Genomic DNA, 22461 nt, shown 5'->3' on the forward strand with positions numbered 1-22461 from the left:
AACAATCGAGCCGGGAGTGCCGTGATGACGAACTCGGGGGGCTGCGCCACGCCCGTGAACACCCCTCTACCTGTCGCTGGGCGGCTCGCTGACCACGGGCGTCCTGCGCGTTTCCGACCGCCTGGCCGGCGGGCTCGTCGTCGCCGCGCTCACCGCCGCGGGCGCCGTGGCGTCGGTGGCCGTACGCGACAGGCCTGCGGGGCGGGTCATGGCGGGCGGGTCGCTGGTGCTCGCCGCCGGCACCGGCCTGACCCTGGCGGCGCTCGCCGCCGCCTCCACGCCGCTGTTCTTCGCCGGGACGGTCGTCGCGGGCTGCGGGTTCGGCAGCGCCTTCCTCGGCGCGCTCCGCTCGCTCGCGGCGCTGGCCGGCCCGGCCGAGCGGGCCGCGCTGTTCGCCTCCGTCTACGTCGTCAGCTACCTCGCCTTCAGCGTCCCCGCGCTGGTGGCGGGGCTCGCGGTGTCGTCGCTCGGCCTGCGGGCCACGGCCACCGTGTACGGCTGCGCGGTCGTCGTCCTGGCCCTCCTCGCGGCGGTCCTGGGCGTCGTCCGCGAGCGTGCCGCCCGCACGGCCTGAAAGACCCCGCGCGGCGCCCTTAGGGTTCGGCACATGACCGACGATCGGAGCCTGCCCCGGCCCGGCCGCCTCACCGGCTCGCCGGCCGGGCGGGCACTCGCCGCCGAACTGGCCGCCCGCTGGGCGGAGCCGCATCGGCGCTACCACACGACCGACCATCTGCGGGTGGTCCTGGCCGCGGTCGAGCCGCTCGCCGCCCAGGCCGCCGACGCCGACGCCGTACGGCTGGCCGCGTGGTTCCACGACGCCGTCTACGACGGCCGGCCGGGATGGGACGAGGAACGCAGCGCCCAGCTCGCGCAGGCCCGGCTGCCCGCCTGTGGTCTGCCCGCGGGACAGGTGCGTGAGGTGGCCCGGCTCGTGCGGCTCACGGCGGGGCACGCCTACAAGCCCGGCGACATGAACGCGGCCGTCCTGTGCGACGCCGACCTGGCGATCCTCGCGGCGCCGCCCGCCGCCTACGCGGCGTACGCGAGGGCCGTACGCGAGGAGTATCGGCACGTGCCGGACGCGGCCTTCAGGGCCGGACGGGCCGGGGTGCTGCGGGAGCTGCTCGCCAAGCCCCGCCTGTTCGGCACTGCCGTGGGCCACGACCTGTGGGAGCTGCCGGCACGCGAGAACGTCGCCGCCGAGCTGGCCCGCCTCTGAACTGGCCCGCCTCTGAACGACGCCCGGGAGCGAGTGCGGGCACGGGCCGGGAGCCGCATGCCGGGAAGTGCCGCACGACCCCGGCGCACCGGGGTGTCGCCGCCCGGCAGCCTTTACGGTGTAGATCAGGTGCGGGTCTTCGGCCGGCGCAGGCCCGACTCGCGCAGGCGGCGCACCAATTCCCGGCTGCCGACGGGCTCGGCCCCGAGATACACGGCCCGGTCGTAGACCGTCTCCGGCACGTCGTAGTGATCCCGGTCGAAGGCCCGCTCGGGCACGCCGAGCAGCCGGGCGAACTCGTGCAGCTCCTCCAGCGAGGAATCGCTGACCAGATGGGACCACAGCAGGCCGCGGGGTCCCGGCCAGTTCGGCCGGTCGATCAGCACCGTCATGCGCCCTCCCCTGCTCCGGGGCGAGCATAGCCCGGGCGGCGGCCGCGACCGCGCCCCGCGCCCGCGCGGACGAAGAGCGATACGGCGGGGCCCGGGCCAGAGCACATGCGGACACCGCCCGGGGACGGACCGCCGCCGATCACGTTCGAATCGTCAGGTGACCGGAGAGGGGCAGGCGCGAGCGGCCCCGACGGGGGCCGCCACGACACGGCCCGTCTCCGCGTTCACCGCGATCGCCCTAGCATGTCCCCTTTACCCTCTGACATTTGGGACAGCACTTGTATTTACGATGGTTTGTGCATCGATAAGTGCACTTGGGCGGCTTCGGCTTCGCGTACGAATTGCCGGGGGCCGCTTGCACGACCGCCGCGTCGCCGGCGCCCGCGAACGCCGGAGCCGCTCCGGCCGGCCAGAGCACCATCGCGCCGAGCAGCACCGAGCCGGCGATCTTACTGAGACGCGCACCTCGCATGACCTTTCCCCTCTCCGATCATGCCATGAATGGCGGATTGGGTTGTTCCTCCCTCATTGTCCGAGTCGCTTCCGGGAGGCGTCCAGACCACCGTCCGGCGCCCGGGATGATCCAGAGGAAATCCCACACGAACCCTCATTCGGCGATTGACATGGATCGACGAACAACGCGCGGGATCGCACCCGTATTTGTTTTCCCGCCGCACCCTTCTGGCCTGTGATCTACGCCCGGACAAACCGCCCGGCCGCGCCTGCCGGGATTTCCCCGGCGAAATGGTCAGGCGTTCCACGCTCTCGCCATACGAACCGCACGGCGGTCTCAAAATGTCCGTCCGGGCGCGGCATGGAAAGCGCCCCAACCCGGCAAAAGCCCGCATAGTCGGCGCAAGGATGGCAACCGTCGTCCAGAACGCGCCCTCGCGCCGGAGGTCAGGACGGCCCGCGACATCGCGACCGCGTCGTGAGCGCTCGCGGCGAAGGGCGCCGGCCACACCGCGCGACCGCCCGGATCCGGGACGCCAGACGGTGCTCGGGCCGGTGCGCCGCGGAACACAGGGTCCCATAGGGGGAAACGATGGCTGCACGAACTGTTCGATCCCTTACCGCGCTCGCGGCGGCGGCCGCGCTGACGATGGCACTGCTCGTCGGCTGCGGCGGCGGCACGACCACCGCCCCGGCGTCCGGGGGCGCCGTCGCGGCCGGCCCGGCGGCGCTCGTCACGCCGACCGCGGCCGAGACCGAGTACAACTCGCCGTGCCCGACCGGCGGCAACGCCAAGAAGTTCGCCAAGACCCGGTTCGCGCTGCACGCGGGTCTCGCGCTGGGCGCCTTCCACCGCTACATCTACAAACCGCTGCGCAGCGGCGGCTTCAGGGCCGGAGCGGAAAAACGCAAGCGCACGATCGCGAAGGCCGCGATCGCCGGCGCCTTCGCCCTGCACCAGCTGAAGGTCGCCAAGAGCTTCGCCACCGCCAATCCGAGCCTGTGCAGGGCCGTGGAGGGCGTCAACTCCCAGTTCGCCGCGCTGACCGACAAGCTGCACAAGGGCACCGCCACACCGGCCGACGTCGAGGCCGGCAAGAGCTCGATGACCGGCCTGCAGCGTGACGCCGCGAAGACCGGCTACAAGTTCAAGGAGCAGAACGTGAAGATCCCCGGCGCGAGCTGACCGGAAGGCGCCGGTGCGCGCGGGTCAGTCCACCTTCGCGAAGAACGCGCCGATGTCGGCGGCGAGGCGATCCGGCCGGTCCATCGCGATGAAGTGGTGGCCACCCGGGTTGTCCTCGGGCCAGTGGAGGATGGTGTTGTGGCGTTCGGCGAGCCTGCGGATGCCGGGCGGCCCGCTGTACACACCGGTCGGCGCGACGGTCTGGCCCTCCGGCCAGCCGAAGCCGGTGCTCTCGTAGTACGGCCACGCCGACGTCCCGAACGTCCCGGTGAACCAGTACAGGCTCACGTTGGTCAGGAACAGATCCCGGTCGATCACCTCCTCGAGCGGCCTGCCCGAAGCGTTGAACTCGTGGAACTTCTGGGTCATCCAGGCCAGTGCCGCGAGCGGGGAGTCGTGCCAGCCGTACGCGAAGGTCTGCGGCGCCGCGCGCAACAGCGCGTGGTGGTCGACGCCGTTCATCCAGTCCTGCTCCATCAGCCGGGCATAGGCCGCCCGCTCGTCCTCGGTCATCTCCGGAAGATCCTTCTCGGTGGGGAAGCCGAGGCCGCTGACGACGTAGACGCCGGCCACGTTGCCCGGCGCCGCCTTCGCCACCTCCGGGGCGACATAGGCCCCGAAGTCACCGCCCTGCGCGCCGTACCGGTCATAGCCGAGGCGACGCATCAGCTCGGCCCAGATCCGCGCCACGCGCGCCGCGGACCAGCCGGCGCCGCGCGGCGGCGCGGAGAAGCCGAAGCCCGGCAGGGAGGGCACCACGACGTGGAACGCCCGGGCGGGGTCGCCGCCGTACGCACGGGGGTCGGTGAGGCGGCCGATGAGCTCGGTGAACTCCAGGAACGAGTTCGGCCAGCCGTGCGTGAGGACGAGCGGCAGGGCGCCGGACTCGGCCGAGCGTACGTGCAGGAAATGGATGTCCTGACCGTCGATCTCGGTCATGAACTGCGGGAACTCGTTCAGCCGTGCCTCCTGCCCGCGCCAGTCGTAGTCCTGGCGCCAGTGGCGGGCGAGCTCCCTGAGGAAGGCGGCGGGGACGCCGCGGCCCCATCCGTCGCCGGGAAGCTCGCGGGGCCACCGGGCACGGTCCAGTCTGTCGTTCAGGTCGTCCAGGTCGGCCGAGGCGATCTCGATGCGGAACGGGCGGATCTCGGTGCTCATGTCTCTCCCGATGCGGTGTGACGACGAGATCGACGTTATGGCGCATGTAGGTCGTGGTCTGTCCTACATGACCGGGCATGCTTGGTGCCATGCGTGACATGTCCGCACGGTTGCTGGCTCTGCTGTCGCTGCTGCAGACTCCCCGCGAGTGGCCGGGGAGCGAGCTGGCCGAGCGCCTGGAGGTCAGCCCCCGGACCATCCGCCGCGACGTCGACCGCCTGCGCGAGCTGGGATATCCGGTCCAGGCGACGATGGGCGCGGTGGGCGGTTACCGGCTCGCCGCGGGTGCGGCGATGCCGCCGCTGCTGCTGGACGACGAAGAGGCGGTGGCCATAGCCGTCGGCCTGCGCACGGCCGCCGCGCATCCGGTGGACGGCATCGACGAGGCGTCCGTGCGCGCCCTGGCCAAGCTGGAGCAGGTGCTGCCCTCCCGCCTGCGGCACCGGGTGGGTGCGATCGCCGCCGCGACCGTGCCGATGCTCGCCGGAGCCGAGCCGCCGGTGGACCCGCGGACCCTGGTGGTGCTCGCCGTGGCCGCCGCCAACCGCGAGCGCCTGCGCTTCGCCTACCGGTCGGGCGACGGCGCCGAGACCAGGCGCCTGACCGAGCCGTACCGCCTGGTCGCCTCCGGACGCCGGTGGTACCTGCTGGCGTACGACAACGACCGCGACGACTGGCGGATCTTCCGCACCGACCGGATCGGCGACCCTCACCCGACCGGCGTACGGTTCCCGGCCCGCGTGCCGCCGGAACAGGACCCGGTCGAGTTCGTCGCCGCCATGCTGTACTCGTCCGCACCCGTCTACGAGGTGGTGGCGACCCTGCGTCTTCCGGCCGGCCAGGCCGCGCGCCGGCTCGGCGGGGCGGCGTGGAACGTCGAGGCGATCGGCGAACACAGCTGCCGCCTGCGCGGACCGGCCGACACCCTGGAGTGGCTCGCGTCGCGCCTGCTCATGCTCGGCTGCGAATTCGAGGTGCACGAGCCGCCCGAGCTGCGGGCGTATCTGCGTGCGCTCGGCGCCCGTGCCACTCGTGCCGGTGCCTCCATGGAGTAAACCTATTGACTTGGTAGGAAATATGGGCAATTCTGGTGGCGCTTTCGTCGTCATCTGAGAGGTGTGTCCATGTCCGTCGTCGAACTCGAGGGCGAGTTGGGGAGCGCGGTCCGGGGCGATCCCCGCCCCCGGACCCGCTCCGGCACCCTCTCCGGGGTTCGCGGGCCCGGGAGAGGGTGGCACAGGTGGGTCAGTCCCCTCGTCGTCGTGCTGCTGTGGCAGGCCGCCAGCGCGTCCGGGCTGCTGCCCGCCCGGCTGCTCGCCGCCCCGACGCGGATCGCCGCGACCGCGCTCGATCTGGTGGGCTCGGGGACGCTGCCCACGGCGATCGCGGTGTCCCTCGAACGGGTGCTCCTCGGCTTCGCCGCGGGAGCGGTCGCCGGCGTCGGACTCGCGCTGGTCGCCGGGCTGAGCCGGGCCGGTGAGAACGCCGTCGACCCGATCATGCAGATGCTCCGGGCGCTGCCGTTCTTCGGGCTGATCCCGCTGTTCATCCTCTGGTTCGGGATCGGCGAGACGCCCAAGGTGCTGCTGGTGGCGCTCGCCGTCTCCTTCCCGCTCTACCTCAACACGTTCGCGGGCATCCGGGGCGTGGACGGCAAGCTCGCCGAGGTCGCCCGGACGCTGAGGCTCGGCAGGGCCGCGCTCGTACGGCACATCGTGCTGCCCGGCGCGCTCCCCCAGACGCTCGTCGGTCTGCGGCAGAGCCTCGGCGTGGCCTGGCTGGCGCTGATCGTGGCCGAGCAGGTCAACGCCGACGCCGGCCTCGGTTACATGATCAACGACGCGCGGGAGTTCCTGCGCACCGACGTGATCGTGGTCGGCCTGCTGGTCTACAGCGCGCTCGGCCTGCTCACCGACGCCCTGGTCCGGCTCCTGGAAAGGAGGGCGCTGGTATGGCGCCGCGAGTTCCTGTCCCGCTGACCGCCCCCGCCCCGCCGGCTGAGGAGACCCCGCGGAACCGGAAGCGTCCGGAGAGCGAGCGGACCCCGGCCGGGGCCGCGTCACCCGGTGTCCGTCCCGCGGCCACCGTACGCGGGCTCACCCGCAGGTTCGGCGACCGCACCGTGCTCGACGGCCTCGACCTGACGATCGGGCGCGGCGAGTTCGTCGCGCTCCTCGGCCGCAGCGGCTCGGGCAAGTCCACGCTGCTGCGCGCGCTCGCCGGCCTGGACGGAGAGGTCGAGGGCGGCCTTGAGGTGGACGGCTCGGTGGCCGTGGCCTTTCAGGAGCCCCGGCTGGTGCCGTGGAAGCGGGTGCGCGACAACCTCACACTCGGCCTGGACGCGCCCGACCCGGCCGGGAAGGCGGAGGCCGCGCTGGCCGAGGTCGGCCTGGCCGAGCGGGCGCGGGCGTGGCCGCTGACGCTGTCCGGTGGCGAGGCGCAGCGGGCGAGCCTGGCCCGCGCCCTCGTCCGCGAGCCGGGTCTGCTGCTGCTCGACGAGCCGTTCAGCGCGCTCGACGCGCTGACCCGGATCACCGTGCACCGCCTGGTGCTCGATCTGTGGGCGGCGCACGGCCCGGCCGTGCTGCTGGTGACCCACGACGTGGACGAGGCGCTGCAGCTGGCCGACCGGATCCTGGTGCTCGACGACGGACGCGTCGCGCACGAGTGGACCGTCGCCGCGCAGCGCCCCCGGCACCGCGACCACCCCGACCTGCTCACCCTGCGCGCGGCCCTGCTGGCCGCCCTCGGCGTCCCCCCGGAGGGAACGGCATGACGAGAAGACTCCTCGCCGCACTGCTTGTCCTGGCGGCCGGGACGGCCTGCGCCCCGGCGGGACAGGGCGCGTCCGGCGGTCAGGACGGACAGGCCGGTGGCCGCGTCACCCTCCGGGTCGGCGACCAGAAGGCCGGATCGCAGGCCCTCCTCAAGGCCGCCGGGCTGCTCGACGGCACCTCGTACGCGATCACGTGGTCGCAGTTCACCTCCGGGCCGCCGCTGCTGGAGGCCGTGAACGCCGGCGCGGTCGACATCGGCGGCGTGGGCAACACCCCGCCCGTCTTCGCCGCCGCCTCCGGCTCGAAGATCAAGGTCGTCTCGGCGTACCGGCAGAGCGCCAAGGGATCGGCGATCCTCGTCCCCGAAGGGTCCCCCATCACCTCGCCGGCCCAGCTCAAGGGAAAGAAGGTCGCTGTCGCCAAGGGCAGCTCGGCCCACTACCACCTGCTGGCCGTCCTGAAGAAGCAGGGCCTGTCCTTCACGGACATCCAGGCGCAGTATCTGCAGCCCGCCGACGCCCTGGCGGCGTTCTCGTCCGGAACCGTCGACGCCTGGGCCATCTGGGACCCCTTCACCTCCCAGGCCGAGATCCAGCACAGGGCGCGGCCGGTCGTGGACGGCTCGGGCATCGTCAACGGCCTGGGCTTCCAGGTCGCCGCTCCCGCCGCGCTCGACGACGCGGGCAAGCGGGCCGCGGTCGGCGACTTCCTCACCCGCCTGGCCAAGGCACGGATCTGGGCCGCGGCCCATCTGAACGAGTGGGCGAAGGTCTGGGCACAGGAGACCGGCCTGCCCGGCGAGGTGGCCGACGCGGCCGTCGCCAACGCCGTGGCCACCCCGGTCGTGATCGACGACTCCGTCGTCTCCTCCGAGCAGGAGATCGCCGACGCGTTCACCGCCGAGGGCCTCATCCCGGGCACGGTCACGTTCTCCCAGTTCGTCGACGACCGCTTCAACGACGTCGTCAGGAAGGCGCAGCAATGAGATTCCACTGGTTCCTGCCCACCTCGGGCGACGGCCGCTCCATCACCGGCGGCGGTCACGGCCTGGCGCGCCGGCACGGGCAGTCGAGGGCCGCGGCGTCCCGGCCGCCCACGATCGACTACCTCGCCCAGGTGGCCCGCGCGGCCGAGCAGGCCGGCTTCGAGGCCGTGCTCACCCCCACCGGCACCTACTGCGAGGACGCCTGGCTGGTCACCGCCGCGCTGACCCAGGTGACGACCCGGCTGAAGTTCCTGGTCGCGTTCCGGCCCGGGGTGCTGTCCCCCACGCTCGCGGCGCAGATGGCCGCCACCTACCAGCGCCTGTCCGGCGGCCGGCTGCTGCTGAACGTGGTGACCGGAGGGGAGGCGGCCGAGCAGCGGCGGTTCGGCGACCACCTGGGCAAGGACGAACGGTACGCGCGGACCGCGGAGTTCCTGTCGATCGTGCGCGGCGCGTGGGACGGCCCGTTCGACTTCCGGGGCGACTACTACGACGTCGAGGGAGCGGCGGTCGCCGAGCGGCCCGACCCGGTGCCCGAGCTGTATTTCGGCGGCTCCTCCGCCGCCGCGGGCCCGGTGGCGGCCCGGCATGTGGACGTCTATCTCACCTGGGGAGAGCCACCGGCGCAGGTCGCGGCCAAGCTCGACTGGATGCGCGAGCTGGCCGCTGCCGAGGGCCGCGCGCTCCGCTTCGGCGTACGCCTCCACGTGATCACGAGAGACACGTCCAAGGAGGCGTGGGCGGAGGCGAAACGGCTGCTCGACCAGATCTCCCCCGAGGACATCGCGTCGGCGCGGGCCGTCCTGTCCCGCAGCGAGTCGGTCGGGCAGCAGCGGATGCTCGCGCTCCACGAAGGCTTTCACGGGAGCTCTCGCGGACGCTCCGGCAAAGGCTCCCGCGGCGGCGGGGTCAGGGATCTGGAGATCCACCCCGGGCTGTGGGCCGGGGTGGGCCTGGTGCGCGGCGGCGCCGGCACCGCGCTCGTCGGCAGCCACACGGAGGTCGCCGACCTCGTCGAGGAGTACGCCTCCCTCGGTGTCGAGGAGTTCGTCCTGTCGGGCTACCCGCATCTGGAGGAGGCCTTCTGGTTCGGCGAGGGCGTGCTCCCCGAGCTGCGCAGGCGCGGCGTGCTCGGCGCCGCCGCGCCCGTACGGCTGAGCGCCTGAAGGCCGGCGGAATGATTTTTCCGCGCTCGCGGTAACGGGGAGGACGCCGGACGTCGATGTGCGGGCTGAACCCGCACGCCAGACCCGGAGAGCCCGCCCATGACGACCGTTCCCGACGTTTACTACCGGCTGTGCGCGAAGATCGACCTCGCGCTCCGGTCCGCCGCCGATGCCCCGAGGACGCGCTTCCTCGCCGAGCACGCCTTGGGCTGGTGCCGTCGCCACCTGCCGGGCGACGACCCTGAGCTGGCCGCGGCGCTCGTACGGGCGGGGCACACGGCGTTTCACGGCAACGTCGTCATCGAGCAGGACAACGAGGTCCTCTGGCACTTCGAGCCCTACTTCGAGGAGGCCGTGAAGATCCGGCGGTCCGTCTACGGAGCCACCAGCGCACCGGTGCTGGACACCTTGGACACCCTGAGCCTCCTCCTGACGAGAAAGGAGAGGTGGCAGAAGGCCGCCGGCCACCTGCGCGAGCAGATCTCCATTCTGGAGGGACTGCACGGGCCGGAGCATCCGGGCGTCGCGAGCGCCGAGCAGCGCCTCGCCGACTGCCTGCGATGGTCGGGGAACCATGACGAGGCCGAAAAACATTACCTGACCTCGCTCGCCATCTGGAGATCCAGCCCTTTCGCTCACGGAGCCCACCTGGCCTGGTCCGGCTGGGGTTTCCTCTGTGAGAACAGAGGTGATCTGGGCACGGCGAGAACGGCGTTCACGGCGGCGGCGGAGATCCTGCGGGCACACGCGGGAGTGGCCGCCCCCGGTCTGGGCATCTGCCTGCCGGCAATCGGGCGTGTCGCGTCCAAACAGGGCGAGCTGGAGGAGGCCGCACGGCTGTACCGGCAGGCGGTGGCGATCCAGCGGGCGGTTCTGGGCGCTGCCGACCCGCAGGTCGCGGCGAGCTGGGAGACCATCAGCCACCTGACCGCGGCGAGTGACCTCACAAGGTCGCTGGAAGCGTCGCGGGAGGCTCTGCGGGCGGACGGGCACTGGTTGAGGGCGGGCGCGGCGATCGGCCCGGGTCAGGGAGGCGTCTACGGCAGGCTGTCCACGTTGATCGCCCGCTCCGACCACCACCTGTCGCTGCTCCTGACCGGAGGTCCCGCCACGGATGTGACGGCGGAGGCGGTGGCGGTCGCGGCGTGGCGGCGCCGGCTGCCCGGGCTGCTCGTCCACTTCTCCTGGTTGACGTCGCCGGGTGCCGACGCCGACCTCGCCGAGCAGATGCGCAGGCTCTCCGCCGAGCAGGCGGCGTACCAGCTGAACGAGCTGACCCCGATGGAGAGCACCATCGATTCCTGGCTCAGACGGGCCTCTTTCCGAGGGCCGGAAGCTCTCGGCGACACCCTTCGATCCGCATCGGCACTCCGGCCCGAGGCCGACCCCCTGCCGTCTCCCCCGCCGGACCCCTCCCGCGTGGCACCGCCGGACGAGTGCGTGGTGGAGTTCATCCGCCTCCCCGGGCACTCCGGAGTGCGGTATCACGCCGTCGTCTTCGCGCCCGGTGATCGTGCGGCCACCGCGGTCGATCTCGGTCCCGCCGAGGAGATAGACACCGCCGCGTTGCGCGCCCGGATCGCCCTGATGGGCGGCGGGGGCGCGGACGCGTTTCGCGGCGCGCTGCCGGAGGACGCCGGGGAGATCGACGCCGAGGCGCCGCACACGTTGCGCCGCCTCGTCGTCGATCCCCCCATGTCACTGATCGAAGGCTGTCACACGGTGACCTTCGTACTCGACGGGCAGCTGTTGCACGTTCCGCTCGGCGCCCTGCCCATGGGCCGCGACTCCCGCCCCCTGCTGACGGAGTTCTCCGTCAGGTACGCCAACGGGCTGGACGAGGTGGTGCGCGGCCGGCAGCCGTCCGAGACGATCGCGCCCGGTCCCGATGTCGTGGTCGCCGCGCCGGACTTCGACCTCGGGATCGAGCCGTCCGCGCCCTTCGGCCGCTTGTTCGACGATCTCCTGGGAACCTGGCTGGAGGGAGAGGAGGTCGCGGAGAAGCTCGGCGGCGCCATCCTGCTCACCCGCGATCAGGCGCTGAAGTCCCGGGTCCGTTCGGTGTGGTCTCCGCGAGTGCTGCACATCGCGAGCCACGGCTACGCGTTCTCCCTGACCGAAGCCCCTCCCGACGACCCGGAGCCATGGCCGCGCTTTCTGCGGCTGCGCAGGCATCGCGATCCGGCGCTGCGGAGCGGGCTGGCGCTGGCGGGGGTCAACACCTGGCTCTGCGGCGGCGACCCCGGCCCCGAGGCCGAGACCGGCCTGCTCACCGCGGCCGACATCGCGGGACTCCACCTCGTGGGCACCGATCTGGTGGTGCTGTCCGCGTGCGACACCGGCCGCGGCGACATCGATCGGGTTCTCGGGCACGCGAGCCTCGGTTTCGCGTTCCTCCAGTCGGGCGTGCGGACGGTCGTCGCGAGCCTGTGGAAGGTGCCCGACAGCGCCACCCGGAGGCTCATGGCCAGGTTCTACGATCACCTGCTGGACGGCCGGGGCAAGATGGAGGCGTTACGGCTCGCCCAGCTCGACATGCGCCGGGCCGGATTCCCCGCCTCGGACTGGGCGGCCTTCGTCTGCTACGGCGACGCCGGTCCGTTGAGCCGTACCGCCTCCGGATGACCGCGCGGACGCGCTTCAGCCGGCCTCGCCGGCGTCGGATGTGACCGGGACGGGCAGGGCGTCCAGGTGGTCGGCCGACACCTCCCTCATGGGCCGCGGCTGCTTGCCCACCTCGGACCTGGCCTGCCGTACGGCGTCGATCTCCGTGAGCAGGTCCGGCGTCCGCACCACGCGGTCGGCTTCCGGCCGGCCGACGGCCGTGGCGGCGGCGGCCATGATCGCGTTCACCATGTCGCCGCCCGCGAGGCCGGTCGATCGCTCGGCCAGCGCGTCGAAATCGAGCAGCGCCGCACCCGGCAGCTCCGGGGGCGTCAGCGTCTGCCACAGGCGGCGGCGCGTCGCCGCGTCGGGCAGGTCGAACCGCACATGGGCCAGGATGCGGCGCACGAAAGCGGCGTCGTAGTTGCGGGGGAAGTTCGTCGTGAAGATCACCAGCCCGCTGAACCTGTCCAGCTGCGACAGCATCACCGCCCTGGACACGTTGACGCTGTGGTCGGCGCTCTGCGTCACGTTGCTCAACCGGCTGCCCAGGATGGAGTCGGCCTCGTTGAACACGAGCACGGCCCCCTCGCGTCTGGCCGCCTCGAAGCAGGCGATGATGTTCTTGGGGGTGTCGCCGACGTACTTGGACTCGATCTCGGCGTAGTCGACGTCGATGAGCGGCCGGCCGCGGTGGTGCGCGATGGCCTCGGCGGCCAGCGACTTGCCCGTGCCCGAGGGGCCGTAGAGGTTGAGCGCCGTACCCTTGCGATGCGGGTCGATCTTCTGCAGGTTCCACTCCTGATAGAGCACCTTGTGGTGGTCGAGCTGCCGGAGTGCGAGATCGATCCGGGATCGGACGGCGTCGGGCACGATGAGTTCCTTCATCGAGCGGACGGGCGGCCGCACCTCGAAGCGCGGAGTCGTCTCCTTCGCGGCCTCGTCGCGCGGCGCGGGCGCCGCCGGCGCGGTGACGGCCGTGAACGGCTCTTCCCGCCAGTTGCCGGGCATGGGTCCTCCCTACAGGTGATGCATGATGTCGATGCTCGTGTGGCGGTCGCGCGCCAGTTGCGCTTTGACCGCTGGGTCGTCGATCTGGTCGTACGCGATCTCCTCGTCGGAGATGATCCGGACGCCGTGTTGCCTCGTCTGCACCCGGATGCGCCGCCGCACGGCGCTGGCGATGTCATCCAGCAGGATCACCGCCGACATCAGAGCGCCACGGTTCAGGTTGTGACGATGGAGCCAGGCCGCCACGGAGGTCCTGACGTCGTCCCAGAAGACGACCGTGACCGTCGCGGCGCCGGCGGCCGCGACGACGGCCGCCACCACCCAAAAGATCATTCGAGCCCCGCTTCCTCGCCGCCGGGGATCACGTGACCGCCTGCTCTTCCGGTACGGCACGCCACGTGCGGAAGGCGGTGGACCGCCCGGTCTGCAGAAGCTCCACCCGCACACCGCCGGGAAGTGACTCCCAGGGCAGGCGGAGCCGGGCGGTGGAGTGTGCGCCGTCATGCCGGTAGGCGACGGTGACCGTCGCCGGCGCGCCCCCTCCACTGTGGTCGAACCGCACGTCGACCACACCGATCTCCCTGTCGAGCCGCTCGCGCAGGTCCGGGTGGGCGTCCCCGAGGACCGCGTCGCGTACCTCCTCACGCGAGCGTCCGAACTGCTTGGCCCACTCGGTGCCGTACGCGTCGAGCACGACCTTGCCGACAGCGTTCGTCCGCAGGTCCCTCGCGTTCGCGCGGTCGGCGGGCGGGTGCTTCTTCAGCCGGCCGGCCCATCGCCTGGCGACGACGGCCGCCACGACCGCCACCGCGCCCATCACCAGCCACGTCATGGTCTTCCTCGCTTTTCTCATCGGTCAGTTCGTTTCGGTGAGCAGGCGGTCGTGGACGTCGACCATGTCGACCAAGACGTCGTCGACGCCCTCGCGCAGCAGGTGACTGCGCACCTGGGGAGGCAGGTCCTCCCAGCTCAGCGCCTCCTCCGACTCGCTGATCCTGCGGACGAACCGTTTGTCGCCCCCCTCCGGCTGCTTCAGATAGGAGGTGATGCGGACGATCCACTTGTCGCTGCCGGGCACCCGCAGGAACTCGACGACCTGCGAGAGGAGGAAAGAGCGGATCCGCTGCCAGGCGTCCTTGATCACCGCGCGGGCGGCGGAGGCGAGTCGCTCCGCCTCCCCGAACACCAGGCGGATGTCGTGGGCGAACATCGGCAGGTTGCGGTCCACCCAGGGCAGCAGGTGGTTGTGCGCCCAGAGCGATATGCGGGGCCAGAAGTGGAGCAGGGCGCCCGCGACCGCGCCTCCCACGAGGGGCCCGAGCACGAAGACAAGAGCGGGCAGCATGAGGAGTCCTCCGTTGTCGCAGAGGGCCGGGCTCAGCCGGCCAGGGGATAGAGCCGGAACCGGATGGCCTGCTGCCGCTTGGCCATGGCGCGTCGCCGCACGTCGGCGGGCACGTCCTCCCAGCGCAGCTCGGTGACGTCGCTGAACTTCCGCATGTTCCTGTGCGTGCCGGTCTGGTCGAAGAGGATCTCGATGAGCCGGCGGGGCGGTTCCTTCGGCGGCACCTGGTAGGTGACGGTGATCCACAGGAGGTGCCTGCCCAGCAGGGCGAGCAGCTCCGGACCGGTGGGCCGCAGATCGCGGATCAGCGGCCGCGCCTTCTCGTCGTCGCAGAGCTCGATCAGCGCCGGCAGGACCTCGTCGATCCGCCGGCCGACCAGGGGGGCCACACGCTCGGCCACGACCTGGTAGACCAGTGCGATCTCCGCCATCTCCTCGTCGGCGAGGCCGGCGACGGGGTCGTCCAGCAGCCGTTTGAGCAAGGTGACGGCGTAGGCCGCCGCGGCTTCGACCAGCTGACTCTGAAGGCGGGAGCGTTCCTGGAAAGAGTTCCACTCGTGCCGTGCGCGCGCCAGATACGCCCTGGCCGTGCCGGCGAGCGGGTTCGGCGGGCATGCGGTCATGACTCCCCTTTCATGGGTGAGGTGGTATGCCGACGTCCTTCAGGCAACCGCCATGGGCCCTTCCGGCGAAATGTCGTGACGCTTCCGGTCCGCTTCCGATGCCCTTCTTTCCATCCTGGCCATCGCGATCCACCGCATTTCAGTAGCATCGGGGCGGATGATCGGGGGGGAGGGAGGATCGTCTGATGGGGGTCCGGCTGACCCTTATGGACCGTGCCAGGCTGGAGCGCGACGGCGTGCCCGTTCCGCTGGAGCCGCGCTTCATGGCGGTGCTGATCCGGCTCGCGGTCGACGCCGGCAAGAACGTCGATGTCGACGACCTCAGCCGGGACGTGCTGCTGCCGAACCCCGGCCCCGGCGATTCCCCCCGGCTGCGCCGCAGCCACGTGCACAAGTGCGTCTCCACCTTGCGCAAGGCGCTCGACCCCGGCCGGCCGGGGGACGCGTCGGCCGTGCTGATCACCGATCGGGGCAGCAACCCCAGCTATCGCCTCGAACTCGGCGCCGGCGAGATCGACCTGCTGCGGTTCGACCACCTGATCTCCACCGCACGCGCCGCACCGCCGTTACAGGCGATCTCGGCGCTGGAAGAGGCGCTGAAGCTCTGGCAGGGCCGCCCCCTCGTGGACGTCAAGCACCACGAATGGGCCCACAAGCGCGTCGTGCTGCTGAACCAGGCGTACGACGAGGCCAGACGCCGGCTCATGGAGCTGTACGCCGGCATCGGGCGGGTCGACCGGGCCATCGAGACGGCCAACGCGCTGCTCGCCGATCACCCCGGCGATCCCGAGATCCGCGGGCGGCTCCCCGCCTTCTACCAGGAGTACGCCCCCACGGCTGTCAACGTCCGCCGCCTGGCCCCTCCGGGCACCGAGATCAGCGTCTGCGCCGGGGACCTGTTCGACCAGGACGACGCCCACCTCGTCGTCGGCTTCAGCGACACCTTCGAGACCAACACCGACAACGACTTCCTGGTCAGCCGGGCCAGCGTTCAGGGACAGCTCGTCTACCGGCTCTACGGCGGCGACCATCGCTGGACCGGGAGCTGCGCAAAGCGCTGCGGAACGCCCCCAAGACCGTCGAAAGTCGCGCCGTGAAGAAGTACGGCAAGCTGACCAGGCGTCCGGTCGGCACGGTGGCCGTGCTGCACCAGGGGGGACGCCGCATCTTCGCGGTGGCCTACAGCAGGGTCGACGCGGACGGCGTGCGGGCCCAGTCCAGCATGGAGCGCATGCGCCACAGCCTCGATCAGCTCTGGCTGGCCGTGCGCGCGGAGGGGCAGCACCGCCCGGTCGCCATGCCGATCGTCGGCTCGGGACTGGCCAGGATCTACGACCTCGACCGTGAAGGGCTGATCGAGCTGGCCGTGGGATCGTTCCTGGCCCATGCCCGCCGCGGCAGGCTCGCCGACGAACTGCGGATCGTGGTGCCGCCCGCGGAGCTCGCCAAGATCGACATGAATCGGGTCGACGAGCTGATCCGGCGGCTGTGAGCCACGTCCTACGATCGCCGGCTCCAGGCGTCGAGGCCGGCGAAGTACCCAGTCTCCGGCCGGCCTCGTTCCGGGTCGCGCACCGGGCATCCGGCGATCTTCAGGCGGGAGACGATTTTGTCCTCGCAGTCGGCCGAGTCGTCCAGCCGGATGTAGTTGAGGGCGGCGAGGTCGGCGACGCCCCTCATGTGACCGGCGGAGACGATGATCGTCCGGGTCGGATACAGCGCGTAGGCCATGCCCAGCTCGAAGAAGACGTTGGGCCGTGACTGCATGCCGTGCCCCGATTCATCCGGAGTGTCCCAGGGCAGTTGCAAAGCGGGGTGCAGGAGCACGGAGTCGTCCGGCGACATGATCGCGACGACCGCCGCGGCGAGCGCCAGGCCGCGGGCGATGGGGGCGCGCAGGTCCGGGGTCGCGGCACCCGTCGCGCCGACCAGCGACTCCCATTCCAGCGGTCGCAGGCCCAGCTCGCGAAGGAAGCCGAACACGCGGATCCGCAGCTGCTCGTCCCGTCCGTGGATGACGAAGACCCTGCGCGAGTCGAAGGGTTCGACGCCGGTGCCGGGGCGTGTCACCAGGGTGGCGCCGGTGACCGTACGAGCGGGCGTGTCCCCGGCCGGGCTCTGCCGGGCCGCCGCGTCGAGGTAGACGGCGTCGTCGTCGAGTTGTGTCGCGAACCACGCGGCCAGTCCCCGGTCGTCGTGGAACGGCCCCCGGTCGACGGCCGCGACCCCGGCGATGCCGAGCGCCCGCTCCATGTTGTCCGCGGTGATCTCCACGGTGCGCCGCATGGCCCTGACCCTCGCGGCGGCATCGGCGGCCCGTTCGCCCGTCGCCGACTCCACCGCGCCGTGATCGCGCTGCCAAACCCGCAGCTCGTACCGGAGTTTGGCCGCGTGCAGCAGATAGCGCGCCAGCGGCGGGATGGCGCAGTCCCCCCGCGACCACAGCCAGGCGCTCACCTGGGGGTCGCGGGCGGCGTCGCCGAGCACGAGCATCCGGCGCAGCTCGCGGGTGTCCCCGCCCGACAGCTCCCACAGTGTGCACCCGGCGTCCACGTCTGCCGCACGCGTCCACCACTCCCCGGTTTCGGGGCCCGCCGGGAGAAGCGGCCGGATCCGGCGCGCGAAACCGCCGTACGACCCCTGGCCGGCGTCCTGTCCCGCCGCCGGCCGGATACTCGCCAGATAGATCCTCGCCTCGCCCAGGAGGGCCTCACGCGCGTCGTCGACGACCTCGCCCCACTTCTCGTCGGCCTCATGCCAGCCGGGCCACTCCTCCATCGGCCGCCCGGCGGCCGGAGGCGTGACGGTCACCGGCACCGCGACCGACAGGTTGAGCGCGTCGTGATGGCGCCGCAACAGCACGTGGCCGCCGTTCGGGTCGCCCTGGGCGGCCACCGTCAGCTCCGGAATCGTGGGCTGCGGGAAGGCCGGGAGGTCCGCCGCCGAGCGGGGGAGGTGGGACGGCACATCCAGGCCGGGAAGGGGATCGGTCGTCGCCAGCGCCCGGCGGCACCGTGACCAGATCTCGCGGACAGCGCGGTAGGCGTCCGCGGCCCGGGGACCGTCGGCGGGGGCGTAGAGGTGAACGATGAGGTGCTGCTCCACCAGCGGGAGTTCGCTCATCACGGCCGAGTCACCGCTCGGTGTGGTCGTCGCCGTCCTGCTCCACCTGCTCGGTGAGCGCGTGGATCATCCGGTTCAGCCGTTCCCGCACCGGGTCGGGAGGAGGCACGGCGGGAGAGGCTCCGGCCCGGAGGATCCGGTGACCGCTCGCCGCGTCCTCGACTTCGCCGACGAGGGCCGCGGAGAAGACGCCGGCCCCGGCGATGACGTCCTCCTCAAGCCTTTCGAGCGCCCTGTCGGTTCGCGTCCAGGAGTCGGCCGGCAACCGCAGCATGCCGAGCAACCGGACGATCCGCAGCACCTGGCCGGCGGTCAGGTGCTCCTCGCTCGCGGACGCGGCGTTCCGCTCACCTTCGGTTTCGGGGATTCGCATGCACTGCTCCTCGCGGCGGCCGGCGATCTGGGCCGCCCTCCGGGCCGGACACGAGGACGCCGGAGCATGCCGGCGCCGCTCCTTCGGCCGCGGAGGAGACGGGTCCGTAGTCCGGGTCCCGGCATCGGCACGGGATCGCGCCACATCGCTTCGACGGGGTAGGCCAGCGATCTTTCCGACATCGCGGCGAGCATGTCAACCACTCGTGAAGCGGGCCACGCGCCCCGGGGAGATCCGACCGGCGACAGCCCGCGGCCGGCGGCGAACGGCGAAATTCCGGCGCCTCGCGGCCGCGCCCCGGACAGCCTCGGGCACCAGGGACAGCGCGACTCCGGCCGGGAGGGGCACTAGGTCGGGTCCGGGGCCTCGCCGCGCTCGCGGATGAGGGCGGTGAGCTGGGCCACCGCCCGGCGCGAACGCTCGCGCTCGCTGCTCTGGATGCCCATCGCGCCGAGGCTGATTCCGTCGGCGAGGTCCAGCTTGGGCCAGGGGTCGCCTTCCAGCATCGTGACGTCGAGCACCTCGGCCCATTCGAAGCGGTGCACCCGCAGCGGGTTCACCACCGTGATCCCCTTCTCGTCCGCCCGCACCCGCAGGCGGCCGAGCAGGTGCAGCACGCACGCCACCGCCACGCCGAAGGCGACCATGCCGATCCGGTCGAGAATCCTGAACTGCTCCGGCAGGATGACGGCCAGCACGATCGAGCCGATCACCATCACCGCCGCCATGCCGTACGCGATGATCGTCGTGACGCGGGGCCGCCAGGTGACGGGCAGCGGCGGCGTGCTCTCAGGCATGACGCCACCCGCCGGTGGGCACGGCGCGGTGACGTACGGCGTGCCCGGCCGGCGCGGCCGCGGGCGGATACTGCGTGATCACCAATAAAGTCTTCCCGGCTCGGCTCTGCGGATGTGAAGGGTGCGACGACGAGGATCGCGCGAGGTCAGCCGGCGAGGCCGCGCAGGAGGAGCGCGGTCTCCAGGGCGGCGATCGTCGCCTCGTACCCCTTGTCCTCCTTGCTGCCCGGCACACCGGACCGCTCAACCGCTTGATCAAGGGTGTCACAGGTCAGCACCCCGTTGCCCACCGGGGTCGACTCGTCGAGCGAGACCCTGGTCAGGCCCGCGGTCACCGAGTCGCAGACGTAGTCGAAGTGGGCCGTCTCCCCCCGGACCACCACCCCGAGCGCGACGACGGCGTCGCAGCGCCGGGCCAGGGCCTGCGCGATCACCGGGATCTCCAGCGACCCGGCCACCCGGGCCGTGACCACGGCCGCGCCGCTGTCCCGCGCCGCCCGCTCGGCCCGTGCCAGCAACTGGTCGGTGATCTTCTCGTGCCACCGGGCGGCGACGATGCCGACGGTCAGCCCGCCCGCGTCCACCGCCGTCGCGTCCGGCCGTCCCGCACCGCTCACGCGTCCTCCTCAGCCGAAATCTCACAGCCGCATGAGCGGATCACGCCGTGTCCGCCGATTCGCCTGCTTCGCTCGCTCATGCCGTTTCCTCACGCTCGGCGCCGGTCCGGTCGTTCACGACGCCTCCCTGCCGAAGTGCTCACCGTGGATGTCGCGGGGCACCCCGCCGGAGATCTCGTGGCCGAGCCGGTCGCGCTTGGCCGTCAGGTATCTCTCGTTGTACGGGTTCATCGCCACCGGCATGGGCTCGCGGCCCAGGACCTTGATGCCGTACCCGTCCATGCCCCGCACCTTCGCCGGGTTGTTGGTGAGCAGCCGCACCGACCTCACACCGAGGTCGGCGAGCATCTGCCCGGCGTTGGAGAACTCCCTGGCGTCCACCGGCAGCCCCAGCTCCAGGTTGGCGTCGACCGTGTCGCTGCCGTTGTCCTGCAGGCTGTAGGCCTGCAGCTTCGCCAGCAGGCCGATGCCCCGTCCCTCGTGGCCGCGCAGGTACACGATCACGCCGCGCCCGTTCTCGGCGATCACGCGCATCGCGGTGTCGAGCTGCACGCCGCAGTCGCAGCGCAGCGAGCCGAGCACGTCGCCGGTGAGGCATTCCGAGTGCGCCCGGACGAGCACGTTCTCGCCGTCCTCGATGTCGCCGTAGACCAGCGCCAGGTGCTCGCCGCCGTCGAGGGCGCTGGCGTAGCCGTACGCGCGCCAGACGCCGTAGCGGTTGGGGATGCGGGTCTCGGCGACCCGCGTGACCATCCTCTCCGACCTGCGGCGGTGCTCGATGAGCTGCTCGATCGACACCAGCGCGAGATCGTGCTCGTCGGCGAACTCGCGCAGGCGGGGCAGGCGGGCCATCGTGCCGTCGTCGTTGACGATCTCGGCGAGCGCGCCGGCCGGGGTGAGCCCGGCGAGCCTGGCGAGGTCCACCGACGCCTCGGTGTGCCCCGGCCGCACCAGCACGCCGCCCTCCCGATAGCGCAACGGGAAGATGTGCCCCGGCCGGACCAGCTCGTACGGCTCGGTGGCCGAGTCGCACAACGTCCGGATGGTCTTGGCCCGGTCGGCGGCGGAGATGCCCGTCGTCACCCCGTCCCTGGCGTCCACGCTGATCGTGTACGCGGTGCGCAGGCGCTCGCGGTTGTCCTGCACCATCAGCGGCAGGCCGAGCCGGTCGAGGGTGGCGCCCTCCATACCCACGCAGATCACGCCGCTGGTGTAGCGGATCATGAACGCCACCAGCTCCGGCGTCGCCTTGGCCGCCGCGAAGATGAGGTCGCCCTCGTTCTCGCGGTTCTCGTTGTCCACGACCACCACGGGCCGGCCGTCCGCGATGTCGCTCACGGCCCGCTCGATCGGGTCCAGCCTGATCACGCCCTGCTCACCGGTTCGCCCGCCTCGCTCACTCATGCGGTCACCGCCCGCAACTCGCGCGACTGCCGCAGCCAGCCGCGGAACCCGATCACGACCATCACGAAGAACACTCCGTAGACCAGGCCGGAGACCACCAGCCCGGAGCTGAACGCCAGCGGCACGCCGACGAGGTCCACGGCCACCCAGACGACCCAGAAGTCGACCAGGGCCCGGCCCTGCGCCCACGTCGCGACCGCGCTGCCGACGAAGATGTACGCGTCCGGCCAGGGCGCCCAGGAGATGTTCAGGCCCAGCGTGTTGAGATAGGTGAACACCAGGGCGACCGCGACCGTCCCGGCGACCATGACGCCCACGAGTGCCGCCCGCTCCACCGGCCGCGCCGAGCGGATCGGCAGCTCCGCGCCGCCCCGCATGCCGCGTGACCACTTCACCCAGCCGTAGATCGCCAGAATGCCGAACAACGCCTGCTTGAGCGCGTTGCCGGTGACGTGCGCGCTGACCGACGCCACGAACAGCAGCACCGACCCGAGCAGCTGCACCGGCCAGGTCCAGATCGTCTTCCTGATCGCGAGCACGACCGTGCCCAGCGCGCACACGTTCCCCACCAGGTCGGTCCACAGCACCGGCTTGCCGAACACATAGAACGCCGCGGCGTCCGTCCAGCTCATGCCACCAGCCCCTTGGTCAGCTTCTCGACGTACTTGGCGATCACGTCCACCTCGAGGTTGACCGGCTCGCCCGGCTGCTTGCGGCCCAGGGTGGTCAGGTCGAGGGTGGTGGGGATCAGGCTGACGGCGAAGGAGTCGTCCGTCACCGCGGCCACGGTGAGGCTGACGCCGTCCACCGCGATCGATCCCTTCTCCACGACGTACCGGGCGAGGTCCGCGGGCAGTGAGAGCCGGACGACCTCCCAGTGCTCCCCCGGCTCGCGCGACAGCACCTCCCCGGTCCCGTCCACGTGGCCCTGCACGATGTGCCCGCCGAGCCGCTGGTCGGCCCGTACGGCCCGCTCCAGGTTGACCCGCGAGCCGGGGGTCAGGGCCCCGAGCGAGGACCGGTCGAGGGTCTCCTTCATCACGTCGGCCGTGAAGGAGTCCCCCTCGGCTCCGGCCACCGTGAGGCAGACGCCGTTGACGGCGATCGAGTCGCCGTGGCGGGCGTCGCCGGTGACGACCGCGCCGCGCACCGTGAGGCGCGCTGAGTCGCCTCGCGGTTCGAGCGCCACGACCTCGCCGAGCTCCTCGACGATTCCGGTGAACAT

24 protein-coding genes and 1 pseudogene are annotated in these 22461 nt (G+C 71.8%); 10 read left to right on the forward strand and 15 right to left on the reverse strand.

The annotated features are described in order from the left end of the window. Positions 1-66 precede the first annotated feature (66 nt). The gene (locus AB0O28_RS06205) at positions 67-210 is read right to left on the reverse strand and encodes a hypothetical protein (protein WP_363636841.1); all 144 of its coding nucleotides are present in this window, start codon (positions 208-210) and stop codon (positions 67-69) included. Here AB0O28_RS06205 and AB0O28_RS06210 point away from each other — a divergent pair. Then, positions 209-574 carry a hypothetical protein gene (locus AB0O28_RS06210; protein WP_363636843.1) on the forward strand — a complete coding sequence of 122 codons (366 nt, stop codon included), beginning with the start codon at positions 209-211 and terminating at the stop codon, positions 572-574. The genes AB0O28_RS06205 and AB0O28_RS06210 overlap by 2 nt on opposite strands. Before the next feature lie 33 nt (positions 575-607). Beyond that, complete coding sequence (locus AB0O28_RS06215; protein ID WP_363636845.1) at positions 608-1222, forward strand: metal-dependent phosphohydrolase; 615 nt, start codon at positions 608-610, stop codon at positions 1220-1222. A gap of 125 nt (positions 1223-1347) precedes the next feature. On the opposite strand, the gene AB0O28_RS06220 is transcribed toward AB0O28_RS06215, so the two are convergent. Further along, a complete protein-coding gene (locus AB0O28_RS06220) occupies positions 1348-1614 on the reverse strand; it encodes a DUF4031 domain-containing protein (RefSeq protein ID WP_363636847.1) in 267 nt (88 codons plus the stop codon). 1045 nt (positions 1615-2659) lie between these two features. On the opposite strand from AB0O28_RS06220, the gene AB0O28_RS06225 reads away from it, so the two are divergent. After that, the gene (locus tag AB0O28_RS06225) at positions 2660-3253 is read left to right on the forward strand and encodes a hypothetical protein (protein WP_363636849.1); all 594 of its coding nucleotides are present in this window, start codon (positions 2660-2662) and stop codon (positions 3251-3253) included. A 24-nt stretch (positions 3254-3277) separates the two neighbouring features. Here the strand turns inward: AB0O28_RS06225 and AB0O28_RS06230 are convergent, their stop codons facing one another. Continuing rightward, on the reverse strand, positions 3278-4411 hold the full coding sequence (locus tag AB0O28_RS06230) for an epoxide hydrolase (RefSeq protein ID WP_363636851.1): 1134 nt from the start codon (positions 4409-4411) through the stop codon (positions 3278-3280). Between the two features lie 89 nt (positions 4412-4500). Between AB0O28_RS06230 and AB0O28_RS06235 the strand changes: the two genes are divergently transcribed. The 6 genes from AB0O28_RS06235 to AB0O28_RS06260 all read left to right on the forward strand — a co-directional run bounded on the left by AB0O28_RS06235 (position 4501) and on the right by AB0O28_RS06260 (position 11964). Beyond that, entirely contained in the window at positions 4501-5466 is a 966-nt protein-coding gene (locus tag AB0O28_RS06235) for a YafY family protein (protein ID WP_363636853.1), read from the forward strand. Between the two features lie 69 nt (positions 5467-5535). Next, positions 5536-6390, forward strand: a complete 855-nt coding sequence (locus AB0O28_RS06240) for an ABC transporter permease (RefSeq protein ID WP_363636855.1) — start codon at positions 5536-5538, stop codon at positions 6388-6390. Then, on the forward strand, positions 6363-7187 hold the full coding sequence (locus AB0O28_RS06245; protein WP_363636857.1) for an ABC transporter ATP-binding protein: 825 nt from the start codon (positions 6363-6365) through the stop codon (positions 7185-7187). Before AB0O28_RS06240 ends, AB0O28_RS06245 begins: the two co-directional genes overlap by 28 nt. Continuing rightward, entirely contained in the window at positions 7184-8173 is a 990-nt protein-coding gene (locus AB0O28_RS06250) for an ABC transporter substrate-binding protein (RefSeq protein WP_363636859.1), read from the forward strand. Before AB0O28_RS06245 ends, AB0O28_RS06250 begins: the two co-directional genes overlap by 4 nt. Further along, positions 8170-9339, forward strand: a complete 1170-nt coding sequence (locus AB0O28_RS06255; protein ID WP_363636861.1) for an LLM class flavin-dependent oxidoreductase — start codon at positions 8170-8172, stop codon at positions 9337-9339. The genes AB0O28_RS06250 and AB0O28_RS06255 overlap by 4 nt, the downstream gene beginning before the upstream one ends. A gap of 99 nt (positions 9340-9438) precedes the next feature. Then, positions 9439-11964 carry a CHAT domain-containing protein gene (locus AB0O28_RS06260; protein WP_363636863.1) on the forward strand — a complete coding sequence of 842 codons (2526 nt, stop codon included), beginning with the start codon at positions 9439-9441 and terminating at the stop codon, positions 11962-11964. Positions 11965-11979: 15 nt separating this feature from the next. Here AB0O28_RS06260 and AB0O28_RS06265 read toward each other — a convergent pair whose 3' ends face one another. From AB0O28_RS06265 to AB0O28_RS06285, 5 genes are read right to left on the reverse strand one after another with little or no spacing between them, the layout of a single operon-like run. Continuing rightward, a complete protein-coding gene (locus AB0O28_RS06265) occupies positions 11980-12954 on the reverse strand; it encodes an ATP-binding protein (protein ID WP_363636865.1) in 975 nt (324 codons plus the stop codon). 9 nt (positions 12955-12963) lie between these two features. Beyond that, a complete protein-coding gene (locus AB0O28_RS06270) occupies positions 12964-13287 on the reverse strand; it encodes a hypothetical protein (RefSeq protein WP_363636867.1) in 324 nt (107 codons plus the stop codon). A gap of 28 nt (positions 13288-13315) precedes the next feature. After that, the gene (locus AB0O28_RS06275; RefSeq protein ID WP_363636869.1) at positions 13316-13786 is read right to left on the reverse strand and encodes a hypothetical protein; all 471 of its coding nucleotides are present in this window, start codon (positions 13784-13786) and stop codon (positions 13316-13318) included. Positions 13787-13810: 24 nt separating this feature from the next. Beyond that, positions 13811-14299, reverse strand: a complete 489-nt coding sequence (locus AB0O28_RS06280; RefSeq protein WP_363636871.1) for a hypothetical protein — start codon at positions 14297-14299, stop codon at positions 13811-13813. A 32-nt stretch (positions 14300-14331) separates the two neighbouring features. Beyond that, a complete protein-coding gene (locus AB0O28_RS06285; protein WP_363636873.1) occupies positions 14332-14922 on the reverse strand; it encodes a hypothetical protein in 591 nt (196 codons plus the stop codon). 263 nt (positions 14923-15185) lie between these two features. On the opposite strand from AB0O28_RS06285, the pseudogene AB0O28_RS06290 reads away from it, so the two are divergent. After that, positions 15186-16414, forward strand: a pseudogene (locus AB0O28_RS06290) (macro domain-containing protein). 8 nt (positions 16415-16422) lie between these two features. On the opposite strand, the gene AB0O28_RS06295 reads toward AB0O28_RS06290, so the two are convergent. From AB0O28_RS06295 to AB0O28_RS06325, 7 genes are all read right to left on the reverse strand, one after another. Next, positions 16423-18045, reverse strand: coding sequence for a CATRA conflict system CASPASE/TPR repeat-associated protein (locus tag AB0O28_RS06295; protein ID WP_363636875.1), 1623 nt, complete (start codon positions 18043-18045; stop codon positions 16423-16425). 10 nt (positions 18046-18055) lie between these two features. Continuing rightward, positions 18056-18418 (reverse strand): CATRA system-associated protein, encoded by a 363-nt coding sequence (locus AB0O28_RS06300; RefSeq protein ID WP_363636877.1) that lies wholly within the window; start codon positions 18416-18418, stop codon positions 18056-18058. A gap of 347 nt (positions 18419-18765) precedes the next feature. Then, positions 18766-19215, reverse strand: a complete 450-nt coding sequence (locus tag AB0O28_RS06305) for a PH domain-containing protein (protein ID WP_363636879.1) — start codon at positions 19213-19215, stop codon at positions 18766-18768. Positions 19216-19361: 146 nt separating this feature from the next. Beyond that, positions 19362-19832, reverse strand: coding sequence for a 6,7-dimethyl-8-ribityllumazine synthase (ribH, locus tag AB0O28_RS06310; protein ID WP_363636881.1), 471 nt, complete (start codon positions 19830-19832; stop codon positions 19362-19364). A 114-nt stretch (positions 19833-19946) separates the two neighbouring features. Further along, on the reverse strand, positions 19947-21236 hold the full coding sequence (locus tag AB0O28_RS06315) for a bifunctional 3,4-dihydroxy-2-butanone-4-phosphate synthase/GTP cyclohydrolase II (protein WP_363636883.1): 1290 nt from the start codon (positions 21234-21236) through the stop codon (positions 19947-19949). Continuing rightward, positions 21233-21868, reverse strand: coding sequence for a nicotinamide mononucleotide transporter family protein (locus AB0O28_RS06320; RefSeq protein ID WP_363636885.1), 636 nt, complete (start codon positions 21866-21868; stop codon positions 21233-21235). Before AB0O28_RS06320 ends, AB0O28_RS06315 begins: the two co-directional genes overlap by 4 nt. Beyond that, entirely contained in the window at positions 21865-22461 is a 597-nt protein-coding gene (locus AB0O28_RS06325; RefSeq protein ID WP_363636887.1) for a riboflavin synthase, read from the reverse strand. The genes AB0O28_RS06320 and AB0O28_RS06325 overlap by 4 nt, the downstream gene beginning before the upstream one ends.

The organism is Microbispora sp. NPDC088329, from assembly GCF_040685655.1.
Classification (GTDB): Bacteria; Actinomycetota; Actinomycetes; order Streptosporangiales; family Streptosporangiaceae; genus Microbispora.